At 62.2% G+C, this 15,180-nt stretch carries 19 protein-coding genes; 9 read left to right on the top strand and 10 right to left on the bottom strand.

The annotated features are described in order from the left end of the window. Positions 1-41: 41 nt before the first annotated feature. The 3 genes from NKJ18_RS05080 to NKJ18_RS05070 form a co-directional block, all read right to left on the bottom strand. Positions 42-812, bottom strand: a complete 771-nt coding sequence (locus tag NKJ18_RS05080) for an RES family NAD+ phosphorylase (protein WP_023688327.1) — start codon at positions 810-812, stop codon at positions 42-44. Next, positions 772-1,167, bottom strand: a complete 396-nt coding sequence (locus tag NKJ18_RS05075; protein WP_023667557.1) for an MbcA/ParS/Xre antitoxin family protein — start codon at positions 1,165-1,167, stop codon at positions 772-774. Before NKJ18_RS05075 ends, NKJ18_RS05080 begins: the two co-directional genes overlap by 41 nt. A gap of 105 nt (positions 1,168-1,272) precedes the next feature. After that, positions 1,273-2,343 (bottom strand): GGDEF domain-containing protein, encoded by a 1,071-nt coding sequence (locus NKJ18_RS05070; protein WP_352757912.1) that lies wholly within the window; start codon positions 2,341-2,343, stop codon positions 1,273-1,275. Positions 2,344-2,681: 338 nt separating this feature from the next. On the opposite strand from NKJ18_RS05070, the gene NKJ18_RS05065 reads away from it, so the two are divergent. From NKJ18_RS05065 to NKJ18_RS05055, 3 genes are all read left to right on the top strand, one after another. Next, on the top strand, positions 2,682-3,101 hold the full coding sequence (locus NKJ18_RS05065) for a GFA family protein (RefSeq protein WP_023667555.1): 420 nt from the start codon (positions 2,682-2,684) through the stop codon (positions 3,099-3,101). Positions 3,102-3,176: 75 nt separating this feature from the next. After that, on the top strand, positions 3,177-3,536 hold the full coding sequence (locus NKJ18_RS05060; RefSeq protein ID WP_023667554.1) for a diacylglycerol kinase: 360 nt from the start codon (positions 3,177-3,179) through the stop codon (positions 3,534-3,536). 43 nt (positions 3,537-3,579) lie between these two features. Further along, positions 3,580-4,167: a hemerythrin domain-containing protein gene (locus NKJ18_RS05055; protein WP_023667553.1), complete on the top strand. Its 588-nt coding sequence runs from the start codon at positions 3,580-3,582 to the stop codon at positions 4,165-4,167. A 3-nt stretch (positions 4,168-4,170) separates the two neighbouring features. Here the strand turns inward: NKJ18_RS05055 and NKJ18_RS05050 are convergent, their stop codons facing one another. Further along, positions 4,171-4,779 carry a DedA family protein gene (locus tag NKJ18_RS05050; protein WP_023753306.1) on the bottom strand — a complete coding sequence of 203 codons (609 nt, stop codon included), beginning with the start codon at positions 4,777-4,779 and terminating at the stop codon, positions 4,171-4,173. Then, positions 4,776-5,339 (bottom strand): DUF1003 domain-containing protein, encoded by a 564-nt coding sequence (locus NKJ18_RS05045; RefSeq protein WP_023688332.1) that lies wholly within the window; start codon positions 5,337-5,339, stop codon positions 4,776-4,778. Before NKJ18_RS05045 ends, NKJ18_RS05050 begins: the two co-directional genes overlap by 4 nt. A 91-nt stretch (positions 5,340-5,430) precedes the next feature. On the opposite strand from NKJ18_RS05045, the gene NKJ18_RS05040 reads away from it, so the two are divergent. The 6 genes from NKJ18_RS05040 to NKJ18_RS05015 all read left to right on the top strand — a co-directional run bounded on the left by NKJ18_RS05040 (position 5,431) and on the right by NKJ18_RS05015 (position 12,442). Next, complete coding sequence (locus NKJ18_RS05040; protein WP_023695415.1) at positions 5,431-6,147, top strand: DNA-3-methyladenine glycosylase I; 717 nt, start codon at positions 5,431-5,433, stop codon at positions 6,145-6,147. Positions 6,148-6,209: 62 nt separating this feature from the next. After that, positions 6,210-7,925 (top strand): NAD+ synthase, encoded by a 1,716-nt coding sequence (locus tag NKJ18_RS05035; RefSeq protein WP_023725738.1) that lies wholly within the window; start codon positions 6,210-6,212, stop codon positions 7,923-7,925. A gap of 34 nt (positions 7,926-7,959) precedes the next feature. Then, complete coding sequence (locus NKJ18_RS05030) at positions 7,960-8,844, top strand: SPFH domain-containing protein (RefSeq protein ID WP_023695413.1); 885 nt, start codon at positions 7,960-7,962, stop codon at positions 8,842-8,844. Positions 8,845-8,857: 13 nt separating this feature from the next. Next, entirely contained in the window at positions 8,858-9,808 is a 951-nt protein-coding gene (locus NKJ18_RS05025) for a diacylglycerol kinase catalytic domain-containing protein (protein ID WP_027050400.1), read from the top strand. 70 nt (positions 9,809-9,878) lie between these two features. Continuing rightward, positions 9,879-10,289 (top strand): GNAT family N-acetyltransferase, encoded by a 411-nt coding sequence (locus NKJ18_RS05020; RefSeq protein ID WP_352757911.1) that lies wholly within the window; start codon positions 9,879-9,881, stop codon positions 10,287-10,289. A gap of 347 nt (positions 10,290-10,636) precedes the next feature. Continuing rightward, positions 10,637-12,442: an ABC transporter ATP-binding protein gene (locus tag NKJ18_RS05015; protein WP_023681544.1), complete on the top strand. Its 1,806-nt coding sequence runs from the start codon at positions 10,637-10,639 to the stop codon at positions 12,440-12,442. Positions 12,443-12,485: 43 nt separating this feature from the next. Here NKJ18_RS05015 and NKJ18_RS05010 read toward each other — a convergent pair whose 3' ends face one another. The 5 genes from NKJ18_RS05010 to gpt form a co-directional block, all read right to left on the bottom strand. Then, entirely contained in the window at positions 12,486-12,899 is a 414-nt protein-coding gene (locus tag NKJ18_RS05010; protein ID WP_023681543.1) for a GFA family protein, read from the bottom strand. 26 nt (positions 12,900-12,925) lie between these two features. Further along, positions 12,926-13,390: an SRPBCC family protein gene (locus NKJ18_RS05005; RefSeq protein WP_023681542.1), complete on the bottom strand. Its 465-nt coding sequence runs from the start codon at positions 13,388-13,390 to the stop codon at positions 12,926-12,928. Beyond that, the gene (locus NKJ18_RS05000) at positions 13,387-13,707 is read right to left on the bottom strand and encodes an ArsR/SmtB family transcription factor (RefSeq protein WP_023681541.1); all 321 of its coding nucleotides are present in this window, start codon (positions 13,705-13,707) and stop codon (positions 13,387-13,389) included. Before NKJ18_RS05000 ends, NKJ18_RS05005 begins: the two co-directional genes overlap by 4 nt. 185 nt (positions 13,708-13,892) lie before the next feature. After that, positions 13,893-14,390, bottom strand: a complete 498-nt coding sequence (locus tag NKJ18_RS04995) for an NUDIX hydrolase (RefSeq protein ID WP_023667541.1) — start codon at positions 14,388-14,390, stop codon at positions 13,893-13,895. A 206-nt stretch (positions 14,391-14,596) separates the two neighbouring features. After that, positions 14,597-15,097, bottom strand: a complete 501-nt coding sequence (gpt, locus tag NKJ18_RS04990) for a xanthine phosphoribosyltransferase (RefSeq protein ID WP_023667540.1) — start codon at positions 15,095-15,097, stop codon at positions 14,597-14,599. Positions 15,098-15,180: the final 83 nt, after the last annotated feature.

Below are 15,180 nucleotides of genomic sequence, written 5' to 3'. Positions count from 1 at the left end.
AAATGATAAGCGCCAGAGAAATCCGGCGCTTTTTCGTTTGATCAACGCCCGCGTTCCCAGCGCAATCCGTTGAGCCGGGGATCATTGGCGAAGGCGGTTCTGGAAAACTCGATGCGCCTTTCCGGAAATTCGCAGATCCCCTGGACGCCGAGGGAGCCTAGCCGGATGCGCCATGTGTGCGGCTCCAGCGGCTTGGCCTTGGTAAAGCCGCGGCATGTCAGCAGCGCCACATTGACGCCCTTCGGGTCGCGCGCCGAACGGTAACGGATCGCCTCCAGCCCAGCCTCACGCGCGACATCGGCAATCGCCTGGCTGGCGGCATAGTCGGTCGGATGCGTCCAATGGGCCCGATCGCGGTCGAGGGGCGGCCGCGTCAGGTCGATGGCATTGTCGGTACGGATCGCGGCGGCGAAGGCGGTGTATTCGGCGGCGTCGCGCGGCCATGGCGTGTCGGGCGAATCGGCGAAGAACAGCAGGCGGTAGAAGGCCATTTCGGCGACCGCCGTCATGATCGTCTCCGCCGCATAGTAGACGCCCAGGGTGCGGCCGGCGCGGCGGAAGCGCGAGCCGTAGGGATAGATCGAGCCGTAGCGGAAGGGCGTCGCCAAGAGATAGTGGAGATGCCGGCATTCCATGGGGATCTGCGGCTTGGTCTCCTCGATCAGATCCTCGAGCAGCGCCTGTTCGTCCAGCGTGTCGACGATCTTCAGCGTCGAGACGCGGTGCTGCGCCTCGACCATGCGCCAGTATTTGCCGTCGAGCCGGACGGCTTCAGACGAGAGCGCGTCGGGAGTCCAGATAGGCAATGACATCGACAAGCCCGGTAATGGTGAGGATCTTTTCAAGCGGGCTGCCATCGAAAGCCGTGTTGGCGTTCTTCAGCCATGCCCGGGCTATCGTCTCGTCACCGCCGACAATGGCATCGAGCGAACGGAACAGCCGCACGAACAGCACCGCGAGTTCGAACGGCTTGGTGCCGCGCTCCAGCAGGAATTCCTGCCTGCGCATGCGTGAAACCGTGGCTTCCGAGACGCCGATGATCGACGCAAGCACCCTGGCGGTTATATCCAGGAGTTCGGCGGCACGCAGCGTGGCCTTGGTCAGAACCGCGTTTTCGGCCGCCGTCGCGGTGAGATCAGGGGCGGCATTGGGTTGTGTAACAGACATGGCCTCTCTCTTTCCATGGAAAATATAGTCCACTGAAATTCATATGGAAAGAGGCGGGATCCGATAAATTTGCCTGTGCCCGGGAATTAGCTGCACGCCGAAGCGTCAGTCTTTCTTGTATAGCAGCCAGTTCTTGCCGGTGCGGCCGGCCATTGTCGAGTGCCGGGTGACGCGGTTGCGCCCGCCAACCTTGGAGCGGTAGAGCGCCCGGTCCGCCTTGGTGTAAAGATCCTCCGGGCTTTCCGCTTCGGAAGCCATGCAGATGCCCATGGAAACGGTCACCGTGCCGTAATTGGCGCCGGTCTGGCTGCTGGTGAACGGCGTCTGTTCGATCAGCACGCGGATGCGTTCGGCGATCTCGTAAGTGGTATCCTCGCTGGCGCCCTCGACGATCAGCGCGAATTCCTCGCCGCCGGTGCGGGCAACGAACATGTCTTCACGGATGCTGGTCTGGAAGATTTCAGCGACGATCTGGATGATCTTGTCGCCGACCGGGTGGCCGTAGCGATCGTTGACACCCTTGAAATGGTCGATGTCGGCAAGGATCAGGGCGTTGAACAGGATCCCCTTGTTGGAGGTGTAAATCGCCGTGATTTGCTTGTCGAAGGCGCGGCGGTTCCAGATATGGGTCAAGGGGTCGGTGTCGGCGAGCCGCTTGTACTCCTCAAGCTTCGACTTGACGCTCTCCAGTTCCGCCGTCTTGTCGCTCAGCGTGGTTGCAACCTGCTTGCCGTGGTCGAGGGTCGAGTTGGTGGCTGCCGCCATGGCGCTGGCGACCTTCTGCAGCAGATCCTGCGAAAGCAGGCTGCGGTTGGCGAGGCCACTCGACGTCTCATCGAGGATCTTGCCGTATTTCTCGATATGGCTACGTTCGCTGCGCAGCAGCAAGGCGATGTCCTCGAGTTCCCTGGCCAGCACGTCGCGCGCCTGCTCGACAATGCCGGGACCGTGATGCTGGGCAAAGAAAGCGCGGCCGATGCGGTCGAGATCGTCCTGCGTCGGCTGGTTGCCCAGCGCGACGACGGCCAGGCCGAGTTCGCGATTGGCGCCTTTCAGTGCTTCGTAGAAGATTTCGTAATTGCGCGGCAGAGAAAGCACGCCGAGCTGACGCATGGTCGCCACAACGGCTGTTGCAATGTCGCTGTTTCGGTCGGTCTGGACGGCTGCCGGCTGCATGTTCTGTTCACTCTGCCTCTGGGAACCATCGCAGACCGTGCGAGATGCCGCCGACCGGAGAGTGCCAGCCGTATTTCGGATCATCCTGCGAAAGACACGTCCCCAATCGCGACATTCGCTTGGCAACGACCATAGATGCGCCGGCGCTAAAGTTTCCTTAATGTGCCGCCAGGTAACGCGTCCGTTCTACCGCAGGCTGCAGAAATGGTTTGCAAAGATCCTGAGGTCAGGTCCGAACGCGGCCACCCCATGTCGCATTTGCCGGTGCCCGGCTGCGGCAAAACTGAAATCCTCTCGGCCAGCGGCGAAGCCCTGGACGATGGCTGGTGGAGGTAGGGATGAGCAACAACCACAGCGGATCTTGCCTGTGTGGAGCCGTGCGTTTCCAGACGCGAGGGCCGTTGCGCGGCGTCATTTATTGCCACTGTTCGCAGTGCCGCAAGCAGAGCGGGCATTTTTACGCCGCGACCAACGTCGCCGACGGCGACATCACGATAACCGGCGCCGACAACATCAGCTGGTACGAATCGTCTTCCTTTGCCAAGCGCGGCTTTTGCAAGATCTGCGGCTCGGTGCTGTTCTGGAAGCCGGGTCAGGATGCCTATGTCTCAGTTCTGGCCGGATCGTTCGACAACCCGACCGGGCTCGAAGGCCAATGCCACATCTTTGTCGGCGACAAGGGCGATTACTATACGATCGACGATGGACTGCCGCAGTTCGAGAAGTCGACGCCGACGATCAAGGTTGCGGAGGAGTGATTTTGCGGCGGCTGCCTTATTCCCTTGATCCAGCCATTGCGATATCCCCTGCCGGTGATTCGAAGGGGATGCGGCATGCAGCGGCTGATCGGTGCTTACTTCAATTCTGTGCGAGCCTTTCGCAAGCTCGCCGCCAGCGAAAGGGCATTTCAGCAGGAACTGATGCTGCTGGTGCTGGCGCTGCCGCTCGGCTGGTTCGTCTCGGTCTCGTGGCGCGGCTACGCGCTGTTGATCGGCGCGGTGCTGCTGCTCATCATGGTCGAAGTGCTGAACACCGGCATCGAGGCAGCCTGCGATGCCTTCAGTCGCGAGTTCAACGTCGACATCCAGCTCGCCAAGGACTGCGGCTCGCTGGCGGTGCTGATTTCGGTTGTTATCGTCGCCGGCGTCTGGGGAATCGCCCTCATCGAGCGCATCACGGGACTACCGATCTGATCTGAACGCTCCCATATGTTAGTCACCAAAGGAGACTGACGTCGTGGAAGCCAATTTTCTGCTGCTTGAAAGAGCCGGCCTGCCGGAAGACCTGCGCTGGCTGGCGGAAAAATATCCGCGCGAGACATGGCAGGGCCACGCCAACATCCACGGCATGGCAAACATGTGGCTGCAGCGGCACGACATGTTCCGAGAGCTGGGCGGCATGCTCACCAACGGCATTGGCGACTATCGCGAAGGCAGGCTGACGGCGCCGGATTTCGCGCGCTGGTTCGCGCCGCGGCTGAACCACTTTCTCGGCAATCTCGACGGCCACCACAATGTCGAGGACTACCAATATTTCCCGGCTTTCGCCAAGGCGGAGCCGCGCCTGAAGCGCGGCTTCGAAATCCTCGATGCCGACCATCACACCATTCATGAGGGGCTGGAGCGCAACGCCGAGACGGCGAACGCCTTCATCCGCACGCTCGAGGAGAGCGAGGACAGGCAGCGCTTCGCCGCCGACGCCTATGCGGACGAGAACAGCCGGCTGATCGCCATGCTGAAGCGGCATCTGGCCGACGAGGAAGATCTCATCATCCCGCTGATCCTCGATCGCGGCGACCGGGCTCTGGTCGAGGACGACGACTGAACCTTACGATGTGGTTTCGCTGTCGCGGGCGTCCTTGGCGCGCTCCTTACCGGCGATGGTGCGGGCGATGAGCCAGGCAAGGATGGCGACACCCAGACCTATGGCAAGCGCGATCAGCAGCCGTTCGTGATGGAGCAGTGCCTTGCCTATCATCTGCTCGGCGCCGAGGCCGAAGACGTAGCCGATGCCGCAGAACAAAGCCGCCCAGACCAGCGACGACACCGCGTTGAGGATAACGAAGCGCGCTACCGAAATGCTGGCGAAACCGGCCGCGATGCCGCCGACCAGGCGCAGGCCATAGATGTAGCGGTTGGACAGGACGAATATGTTGGGATGGGACGAGACGAGACGGTAGGCGTGGTTGAAGCCGGGCCTCGCCTTCAGTTTCAGCACCCTGGGATGGTCGGCAAAGCTGCGGCCGAGAATGAAGAAAAACGTGTCGCCGACGAAGGCGCCAATGGCGGCCGCGAGGAAAGCCTTCCAGAGGATGAAGACATGCTGATGGGCGAAGAAGCCGCCGAGGATGGCCGCACTTTCGCCTTCGGCGACACAGCCCAGGAAAACCGCGATCAACCCATATTGCTCGATGAGGTGATGGACGATCCCGGTCATTGAGAGGTTTGCCGGCCCGACACTTTTTCGTCTATGCGGTTCACCTGTTCGGCCAGGCGCGCGATGTCCTCGCGCACGCCGATGATCTGGCTGTGGCGCAGTTCGTCCAGCTTTTCATGCAGAGCCATGATCTCGATCTCGGCCTTGAGGTTGACCTCATAGTCATGCGCGGCGTCGATGCGGTCGCGTGCGGCCTGGCGGTTCTGCGACATCATGATCACCGGCGCCTGCAGGGCGGCGATCATCGACAGCACGAGATTGAGGAAGATGAAGGGGTAGGGGTCGAATGAGTCTCGCCCGAGCAGCCACCAATTGGCGCCGATCCACAGCACCAGGAAAGCAATGAAGGACAGGATGAACGTCCACGAGCCGCCGATGCGGGCAATGGCATCGGCGATCCGGTCGCCGGCGCCCTGAAGGCCGGTGAGGCTGTCGTTGATATCCTGCGAGATGGGCTTGCGGTCGACAGTGCTCTGCAACACCCGCCGCTCGAGCTCGCTGAGGCCCTCCGGCGTTCGCCTCAGCCAGCGGTTGGCCAGTTCTGGCACGGTCTTGTGCATGGATGTCTCCATAGGAAAAGCATCGGCTTGGCAGCCTCGTTTGCATATAGGAAGATGGCGTTTCGTCAAAAGCGCGGCGCGAGGATGCAGGATGCCCGATTTCGCGAAGATTCGCGCCCGTGCTGCAAAACGCAAAGGCGGCGACGCCGTGCTGACCTCGCTGCTCGGGCCGGCGCCTGACAATGCTGCTGTTGCCGACATTACGGACGATCGCATCCTGTCGACGATGGCCGAGCGGGTGTTTGCCGCCGGCTTCGTCTGGCGCGTCATCGAACAGAAATGGCCGGGCTTCGAGGAAGCCTTTCTCCATTTCGAGCCGAAACGGCTGTTGTTTCAACCTGATGACTTCTGGCATGACCTGACGGCTGATCAACGCATTGTGCGCAACCCGCAGAAGATCAAATCCGTCCGCGACAACGCCGCCTTCGTTGAGCGTGTGTCGAAGGAACATGGCGGTTTCGGCAAATTCCTCGCGGAGTGGCCTGACGACGACCAGGTCGGGCTGATGGCGTATCTCGGCAAGCATGGCAGCCGGCTTGGCGGCAACACCGGCCAGTATTTCCTGCGTTGGCTGCAATGGGACGCCTTCGTCATCTCGGCCGATATGGTCGCGGCTTTGCGTGACGCCGGCCTCGACATCGCCGAAAGTCCGACGTCGAAGAGGGATCTCGACAGGATTCAGGCGCAGATCAACAAATGGGCGCAGGAAACCGGCCTGCCGCGCCGGCACATCTCGCGCATTCTGGCGATGTCGATCGGAGAGAACCATTCGCCGCAATCGCTGCGGGAATATATGGGCGATGACTGATCACCGAATTGGTCCAAACGAACGCCATTGCCCGGGCAAATTTGCCGCGCTAAACCGCAGGCATGACCCAGAAGACCGCACCCGATATTCTGCGCATCGCCGTTGCCCAGCTCAACCCGACGGTCGGCGATGTCGCCGGCAACCTTGCCAAGGCGCGCGAGGCGAGGGCCGATGCCGCCCGCCAGGGCGCCGACATCGTGCTCTACACCGAGCTTTTCCTTGCCGGTTACCCGCCGGAGGACCTGGTGCTGAAGCCGGCCTTCCTCAAGGTTTGCGAGAAGGCCGCGCAAGACTTCGCCGGAGATACCGCCGATGGCGGGCCGGGCGTCATCATCGGCACGCCGCTGAAGCGCAAGAGCGGCACCCACAATTCGATCATCATCGCCGATGGCGGCAAGATCCTCGCCGAGCGCTACAAGCTCGATTTGCCAAACTATGGCGAGTTCGACGAGAAGCGCGTCTTTCAGGCCGGCCCCGAGGCTCAGGGACCCGTCAATTTCCGCGGTGTGCGCATCGGAATTCCGATCTGCGAGGACATCTGGGGCGACGTCGGCATCTGTGAAACCCTGGCCGAAAGCGGCGCGGAAATCCTGCTGGTGCCGAACGGCTCGCCCTACTACCGCGCCAAGATGGACGTGCGCCATCAGGTCGTTATCCGCCAGGTCATCGAGACCGGTTTGCCGATGATCTATGCCAATCAGATCGGCGGCCAGGATGAGCTGATCTTCGACGGCGCCTCTTTTGCCATAGGCGCCGACAAGACGCTTGCCTTCCAGATGAGCCAGTTCGAGGAAACTGTCGACGTCACCACCTGGAAGCGCAACCGCGTCGCCGCAGGCGCGCAAAACGCAGAAGAGTTCGACGGCTGGGTCTGCTCGGAAGGGCCGATGTCGAAAATCCCCGAGCGCGAAGAGGCGGACTACCGCGCCTGCATGCTCGGCCTGCGCGACTACGTCAACAAGAACGGCTTCAAGAACGTGGTGCTGGGTCTCTCCGGCGGCATCGATTCGGCGATCTGCGCGGCCCTTGCCGTCGACGCACTTGGCGAGGAGCGGCTGCGGGCGGTGATGATGCCCTACCGCTATACCTCGGAGGATTCGCTGAAGGATGCCGAGGATTGCGCCCGTGCGCTTGGCTGCCGCTATGACATCGTGCCGATCTTCGAACCGGTCGAGGGTTTTCTGCATACGCTGACGCAGCTTTTCGAGGGCACCAAGGAAGGCATTACCGAGGAAAATTTGCAGAGCCGCGCGCGCGGCACGATCCTGATGGCGATTTCCAACAAGTTCGGCTCGATGGTCGTCACCACGGGCAACAAGAGCGAGATGTCGGTGGGCTACGCCACGCTTTATGGCGACATGAATGGCGGCTTCAACCCGATAAAAGACCTCTACAAGATGCAGGTCTATGCGCTGTCGCGCTGGCGCAACAGCCATGTGCCGCCGGGCGCGCTCGGTCCCTCAGGCGAGGTGATCCCCAGGAATATCATCGACAAGGCGCCGTCGGCGGAATTGCGCGAGAACCAGACCGACCAGGATTCGCTGCCGCCCTATCCGGTGCTGGACGACATTCTGGAATGCCTGGTCGAGAACGAAATGGGCGTCGACGACATCGTCGCGCGCGGCCACGACCGGGCGACGGTGACGCGCGTCGAACATTTGCTCTACATTGCCGAGTACAAACGCCGGCAAGCGGCGCCGGGTGTGAAGATCACCCGGAAGAATTTTGGCCGCGACCGCCGCTATCCCATCACCAACCGTTTCAGGGATCGCGGCTAAACATCTGATTAAATTGATGAACCTTGGGGGACGCATGTTTATCAGCTATTTCAAGGGAACACCTGAGTATCACATCCTGCGCTTCAAGAACGGCAAGATCAGGGAGCAGGGGCGCGGCATCTCCTTCTGGTACGGCACGTTCGGCACCACGATAGCGATGGTGCCGGTGACGTCGCTCGATAACCCCTTCATCTTCACCGAGACGACGGCGAATTTCCAGGATCTGGCAATCCAGGGGTCGGTCAGCTACCGCATCATCGATCCACTCAAGGCAGCCGAAGGTTTTGATTTCAGCGCCAAGCTCAGCCGTGCCGACGTCGTCGGCGACGGCCGGGAGAAGATCGCCGAGCGCCTGGTGCTTGCGATACAGAGCCGCGCCCGCGCGGTGGTTTCGAGCATGACGCTGGAACAGGCGCTGGCCGAGGTGACCAAGCTCGGTGGCAATCTCGCCGAACTCCTGCGCAACGATCCGATTGCCGCGACCGCCGGCCTGTCGATCGAGGAGGTTCACATCACCTCGGTCCAGCCGACGCCGGAGATCCGCAAGGCGCTCCAGACCGAATATCGCGAGGCGCTGCAGCGCCAGGCCGATGCCGCGATCTATGGGCGCCGTGCCTGGGGCGTGGAGAAGGAGCGCGAGATCAAGCAGAGCGAGCTGGCGACCGAAATCGAGCTTGCCGAACGCAACAAGCTGCTGGTCGATACCGAGGCGCGCAACAAGCTGACGCTTGCCGAGGCGGAAGCCAAGGCCCAACAGCTCGAACTCACCGTCTATTCGTCGGCGCCGGCGCACGTGCTCACGGCGATGGCCTTCAAGGCCTGGGCGGAAAAGGGCGGTTCGGTCGGCAATCTGTCGATCACGCCTGATATGCTCACCAGCGCGCTCAGCCAGCTTTCCACTCCGAAAGCCGGGTCCTGAAAGGCAAGCTCGGGTGGCAAGCGACCAGAGCGGCAGGCCGATCGACCGGGTGATCGTCGTCACCCGCAAGACCGAGCTGGAGGAGCTGACGACGCGCTTCAACACGCAGGGACAGGCGCGCTTTTATCTCCGGCAGGCCGGCATGAATTTCGACCCGGTCAAGGCGGCGCATGACGTCTATCACCAGGCGCTCGACCGGGTGATGGGTTCGCTTCCCCAAGGCCTCAAACAGTTGCGGCTCGACCGCGAACTGGTCCCGCAGTTCGAATTCGGCTCCGACGCGGTGATCGCGCTCGGTCAGGACGGGCTGGTGTCCAACACCGCGAAGTACCTCCCGTACCAGCCGCTGATCGGCATCAACCCGAACCCGGCGCTTTTCGACGGCGTGTTGCTGCCGTGGAATGCCGACGATACCGAAAAGGTCCTCGGCCTGACGATCGCCGGCAAGGCGAAGCGCCAGGCGGTGGTGATGGCCGAAGCGCGCTCCAATGACGGACGCCGGCTGATCGCCTTCAACGATCTGTTCGTTGGCGCCTCGACGCATGTCTCGGCGCGTTACGAGTTGACCTATGGCGGCAGGACCGAGCGCCAGTCGTCGAGCGGCATTATCATCTCCACGGGCGCCGGCTCTACCGGCTGGCTGCGCTCGGTTATGGCGGGCGCCGCGGGACTGGCCGCGGCCTATGGTGACAACTCCGTGCCGACCGTGCCGCCGCAAGGCTATGACCGCGAAGGCGAACAGCTGTTCTTTTCGGTGCGCGAACCGTTTCCGAGCAACACGACCGGCGTGTCGCTTGTGCATGGCGTCATCACCCGCGACCGGCCGCTGGTGGTTTCTTCGCGGCAGAGCAGGGGCGGCGTCATCTTCAGCGACGGGATGGAGCTCGATTTCGTCGAGTTCAATTCCGGCACCGACGTGACCATCGCGATCGCCGACCAGAAGGCCTATCTCGTGGTGCCATAAGCGCGCCACGTGGGCAGCCAAATCACCGGCCGGACTGAATTCGGCCGCCCTCCATTCTTTGCGAGGCACCATGCCCGACTGTGAAATCAGCTTCGACATGTCACGGATCGATTTCCGGGCGACCTCCGACCTGTTGATGGCGAGTTATTGGGGCGCCGGCCGCAGCGATGAGTTTCATCGCCGCGCCTTTGGCAACTCGTTCTGCACCGCGGCCTATATCGATAGGAACCAAGTCGGTTTTGGCCGGGCCATCACCGACCGTACGGTGTTTGCCTATCTCGCCGACATCATCATCTGGCCGCAGCATCGCGGCCAAGGCATTGGCACGCAACTGGTGCGGGCGCTCATCAACCACCCTGAACTCAGCACGGTCTCGCACTGGAGCCTGTCGACCAGTGACGCGCATGGCCTTTATGAGAAGCTGGGCTTCAAGGCATCGACCGACGGCCGCTACATGCGCCTCGATCGCAACCCGGAATGAGGCATAGCGAGGGGTTGACCCGCTGTTGTTGCAAAATAACCTCACTGGTTGGACCAGTTACGCTTTGCCACGTGCCCGGCCTTGGCGATCCTTCATGGCGTCTCTATAAGGACCGCTCCGCAAGTGTCTTGCGGGAGGTCTGAATGGCAGTATTTCACATGGTAATGCGAGGCCGCGAAGCCTAGGTCTCACCTGGCGTCCGGCGAAGGTTTGCCCTTCGCACCGATGCCGGGTCGAGTACAGGCTTCTGCCGATGCCGGTCGCCACCCGACAACCCGGGGCGCGCCGCCACCCATGCCGAACCTCCGCAGCCCCGGGACCGGGCAGATTTGCGCCCGGATGACATCATGGCTCGTTTTCGAATCGATCTGCGTGCAAGCGCCTTTCGCAGCGTTCTTGGCTTCACGCTCAGCCACTGGCGGCGCCAGCCGTGGCGGCTTTCGCTGATCATGGGCAGCTTCCTGCTGTCGACCATAGCGGACGTGTTGACGCCGCTCTATTCCGGCCGGCTGGTCGACGCCGTCGCCAGCAGTGCGTTGGCTGACGATGTCGCGTGGAATGCGGCAATGGCGGCGTTCTTCGCGCTCATCGCTTTGGCGATGACCGGCGTGGTGCTGCGCAACCTGGCTTTCATGGGCATTGTCGAGCTGACGCTGAAGATGATGGCCGACATCGCCGCCGACGCGTTCCATCGCGTGCAACGCTTCTCAACCGACTGGCACGCCAATAGCTTTGCCGGATCGACGGTGCGCAAGGTCACGCGCGGCATGTGGGCTCTCGACCTGCTCAATGACACCATCCTGATTGCGTTGTTGCCGTCGGTCGCCATGCTGGTCGGCTCGACGTTGCTGCTCGGCTGGTTCTGGCCACTGATGGGGCTGGTCGTGGCAGTCGGCTCGCTGCTGTTCATCACGGTGACGGCGCTGCTGTCGCTCGGCTATGTCGCGCCCGCGGCACGGCTCGCCAACAGCTGGGATACGCGGCTTGGCGGCTCGCTTGCCGATGCGGTGAGCTGCAATGCCGTGGTCAAGGGTTTCGGTGCCGAGACGCGCGAGGAGACGCGTCTTGCCAAGGTCGTCGCCAAATGGCGCGCGCGGACCAGCCGCACCTGGGTGCGCGGCACCATCAACGGCACGACGCAAGGCGCCATGTTGCTGGTGCTGCGGACGGCAGTAATCGGCCTGTCGCTGATGCTGTGGGCCTGGGGCCAGGCAAGTGCGGGCGATGTCGCCTTCGTGCTGACCTCGTTCTTCGTGCTGCAGGGCTACCTCAGGGACATCGGCACGCATATCCGCAATTTGCAGCGTTCGGTCAACGACATGGAGGAACTGGTCGATTTCCAGTCGCAACCGCTCGGCATCGAGGACCGGCCCGGCGCCAAGCCGATCCGGATCACGCATGGCCACATCGCCTTCGATAACGTCACCTTCCACTATGGCAGCCATCGCCTGCCGCTCTACCGCGACTTTTCGGTGGAGATAGCGGCGGGCGAGCGGGTCGGACTGGTCGGTCATTCCGGCTCGGGCAAGACGACCTTCGTGAAGCTGATCCAGCGTCTCTATGATGTCAGCGGCGGCAGGATCCTTATCGATGGCCAAGACATCTCGCAGGTTGCACAGGCGTCGCTGCGCGCGCAGATTGCCATCGTCCAGCAGGAGCCCATCCTGTTCCACCGCTCGCTGGCGGAAAACATCGCCTATGCCCGACCGGACGCCACGCAGGCCGAGATCGAGCATGCCGCCAAGCTCGCCAGCGCGCACGACTTCATCACCGGCCTGCCGAAGGGCTACGGCACGCTGGTCGGTGAACGGGGCGTGAAACTGTCGGGCGGCGAGCGCCAGCGGGTGGCGATCGCGCGCGCCTTCCTGGCGGATGCGCGCATCCTGATCCTGGACGAGGCGACATCGAGCCTCGATTCGGAATCGGAAGTGCTGATCCAGCAGGCGATGGAGCGGCTGATGGTTGGCCGCACGACGCTGGTCATCGCGCACCGTCTGTCGACGGTGCGGGCGCTGGACAGGCTGCTCGTGTTCGACCGTGGCAAGATCGTCGAGGAAGGCTCGCATGACGAGCTGATCCGGCTGAAGGGCGGCATCTACCGCCGCCTGTTCGAGCGGCAGGCGCTGGAACTGACCAAGGGCCTGGTGATCTGAGCTGAACGCAGAGCCCTATCCGAGGGATAGGGCTCTGCTTGGTTCATCCAGGCATTCGCTCGAATGGCTGAAGCGCTGGGTCGATCGTGTCCCAGACGTGGCCGCGCACGGTGTAGGTGACCGCCTGCGGGTCGAACTGGCCGGGATCATCGAGGCTCGTGGCCTGGATCGCCGTCACCTCCGGCATGGCGACGAACGTTACGTAGACCGGCGTGCCGCAGGTCGGGCAAAAGGCCTGGGCTTTTTCATTGCCGCTGTCGGCGATCATCCGCCATGTGCTCGGCTCGCCGGTGATCTTTACGTCAGCGCGCCGGCCGAAGGTCACATAGGAACAATGGCCAGTACCGCTGCGCTTCTGGCAATCGAGGCATTGGCAGTGGTTCTGAAAGATCGGCTCGCCGCTGGCCTCATAGCGGATCGCGCCGCAGGCGCAGCCGCCGGTATAGTGCCTGGTCATTGTCGTTCTCCCGCTGTCAGATTGCTTCAGGCCGATTTCGGCTTGGCGAACAGGTCGATGCCTGTGCCGGTTTCGAGGAAGGATTTCATGCTGGACAGCACGGCCGGCCAGCCCTGGCTGATGCCCTTGGCCATGCCGCTGCCGGCTTCGAGCTCGTCATGGCTGACGGTCAGCTTGACCATGGTGTCGTATTCCTCGATGGCGAACGTCACCCGGCTGTGCTTGGTGGGATCGTCGGCCTGCGAGGCGTTGGCCCAGCTCATGACCAGGCGGGTCGGCGGCGAGATTTCGACGACCTTGCCAACGAGTTCGACGGTCCGTTCGTCATTGGCGCGGATGTGTTCCCATTTCGAGCCGGGCTTCCAGTCGGAGACGTTTTCGTGGCCCCAGTAGCGCTTGGCGATATCGGGCCTGGTGATGGCTTCGAACACCTTTTGTGGCGTCGATCTGATGTAGGTCACGTAGACAAAACTGGTGGTTTCCCGGGTCATTGGTCGTCTCCTTCGAGTTCTTGTTTCAGGTCGTGCAGCAGGCTCAGCCGCTGCCGTTCGAATTTTCGCACCCACCGCTCGTAGACTTCGTGCAGCGGCACGGGGTTGATGAAATGCAGCTTCTCGCGGCCACGCTTGACCGTGCTGATCAGATTGGCCGCTTCCAGCAGATCGATGTGCTGCGTGGCGGATTGCCTCGCCATGTCGAGATTTTCGCAAAGCTCGCCGAGCGTCTGGCCGTTCTTCTCACACAGAAGATCGAGCAGCATTCTGCGGGTCGGGTCGCCCAGCGCTTTGAAAACCTTGTCGGCGTCCATCGGTCTCACTCATCTTGAAGACACAATATGCAGGTAAATGCCTGCATGTCAAGCTGTGGCTAAGCTTGGCCTGAAGGGGAGGGATTTATAGTGTCGGATTGCTGGCGCGCGGAGCGAAGCACCGAGCCCGGAATCGGGGCAAGAACCGGTGCGGGCGCGCAGGACTATGCAGCGGTGGCTGTGAGCTAGGCTCTAACGACGAACTTGTCGGGATCGGCGCAGAAATGGGCGATGATCTGGCAGAGGTCCGGCTCGTTGACCATGCGTACGGCCTCGGCCCCATTGACCCATTTGCGGGTGCGCGCGCGCTTTTCCTTCCAGCGGTCGGCAACGTGCTCGACCTGCAGCGGAAACACCAGCACTTCGCAAGGGACTTCCTCGCCGGACGCGAGGGCCTTGGCGTAGAAGTAACGACCGGCCTCGAAAAGCGAAATCTTGCCACGCAATCCGGCTTCCTCGCCCGCCTCGCGCGCCGCTGCCTCGCAGAGCGGCTCCCTGGCCTCGGGCCAGCCCTTCGGCAGCACCCAACGCCCGGTGTCTCGGCTGGTGATCAGCATGATCTCGACGCCGTCTTCGTTATTGCGCCATGGCAAAGCGGCAACCTGCAGGCGACAAGGCGAAGTGCCGAAGAGCTTGCGGACCCTTTCAGCCAGATGGTCGTGTGTCGCCGGTGTCGTCAGCATCAGTGAAAGCTACCCCAGCCCTCAGAATCGTTAGCCGCCGTATGAATCTTACCGACAAGTGTAAGTCTTAAAAGTAAAAAACATCACACCAACCGTCCAATCCGCCAACAGGCGTCGATTCGACAGAATAATGTGCCTTCCATTGCCTGTTTTCATAGCAAACGGGGCGGGTTTGGCCGTCTGGGCAGAAATGGGGCTGGCGCGAATCAGCCGGCGTGATCGTCGGCGATCGGCTTCTGGTAGGTGAAACCCATGTCCCAGGGAAAGTAGATCCAGGTGTCCTGGCTGACTTCGGTGATAAAGGTGTCGACCAGCGGCCTGCCTTTCGGCTTGGCGTAGACAGTGGCGAAATGCGCCTTGGGCATCATGGCGCGCACGATGCCTGCGGTCTTGCCGGTGTCGGTGAGGTCGTCGATGATCAGCACGCCCGCGCCATCATCGGCGAGCAGCGCCGGCGTGATCTCCTTCAGCACCTGCAACTGCCCCTGGCTGGTGTAGTCGTGATAGGAGGCGACGCAGACCGTCTCGATGACGCGTATGCCGAGTTCGCGCGAGATGATGGCAGCGGGAACCAGGCCGCCACGGGTGATGCAGACGATGGCCTTCCACTGACCCTTGTTGGCGCCGGCAAGCCGCCAGGCGAGCGCCCGGGCATCGCGGTGGAACTGGTCCCAGGAGACCGGAAAGGCTTTTTCGGGAAGGGACATTCTGCACTCCGCGCGCAACATTGTGGAATGCGCGCGGAATTAACTGGAAAGTCAGGGCATTGGCAAGGGCGGGGCCAGTCTGT

The organism is Mesorhizobium sp. M0217 (assembly GCF_040321955.1).
Lineage (GTDB): Bacteria > Pseudomonadota > Alphaproteobacteria > Rhizobiales > Rhizobiaceae > Mesorhizobium.
This window is presented reverse-complemented; position numbering and strand designations above follow the sequence as displayed.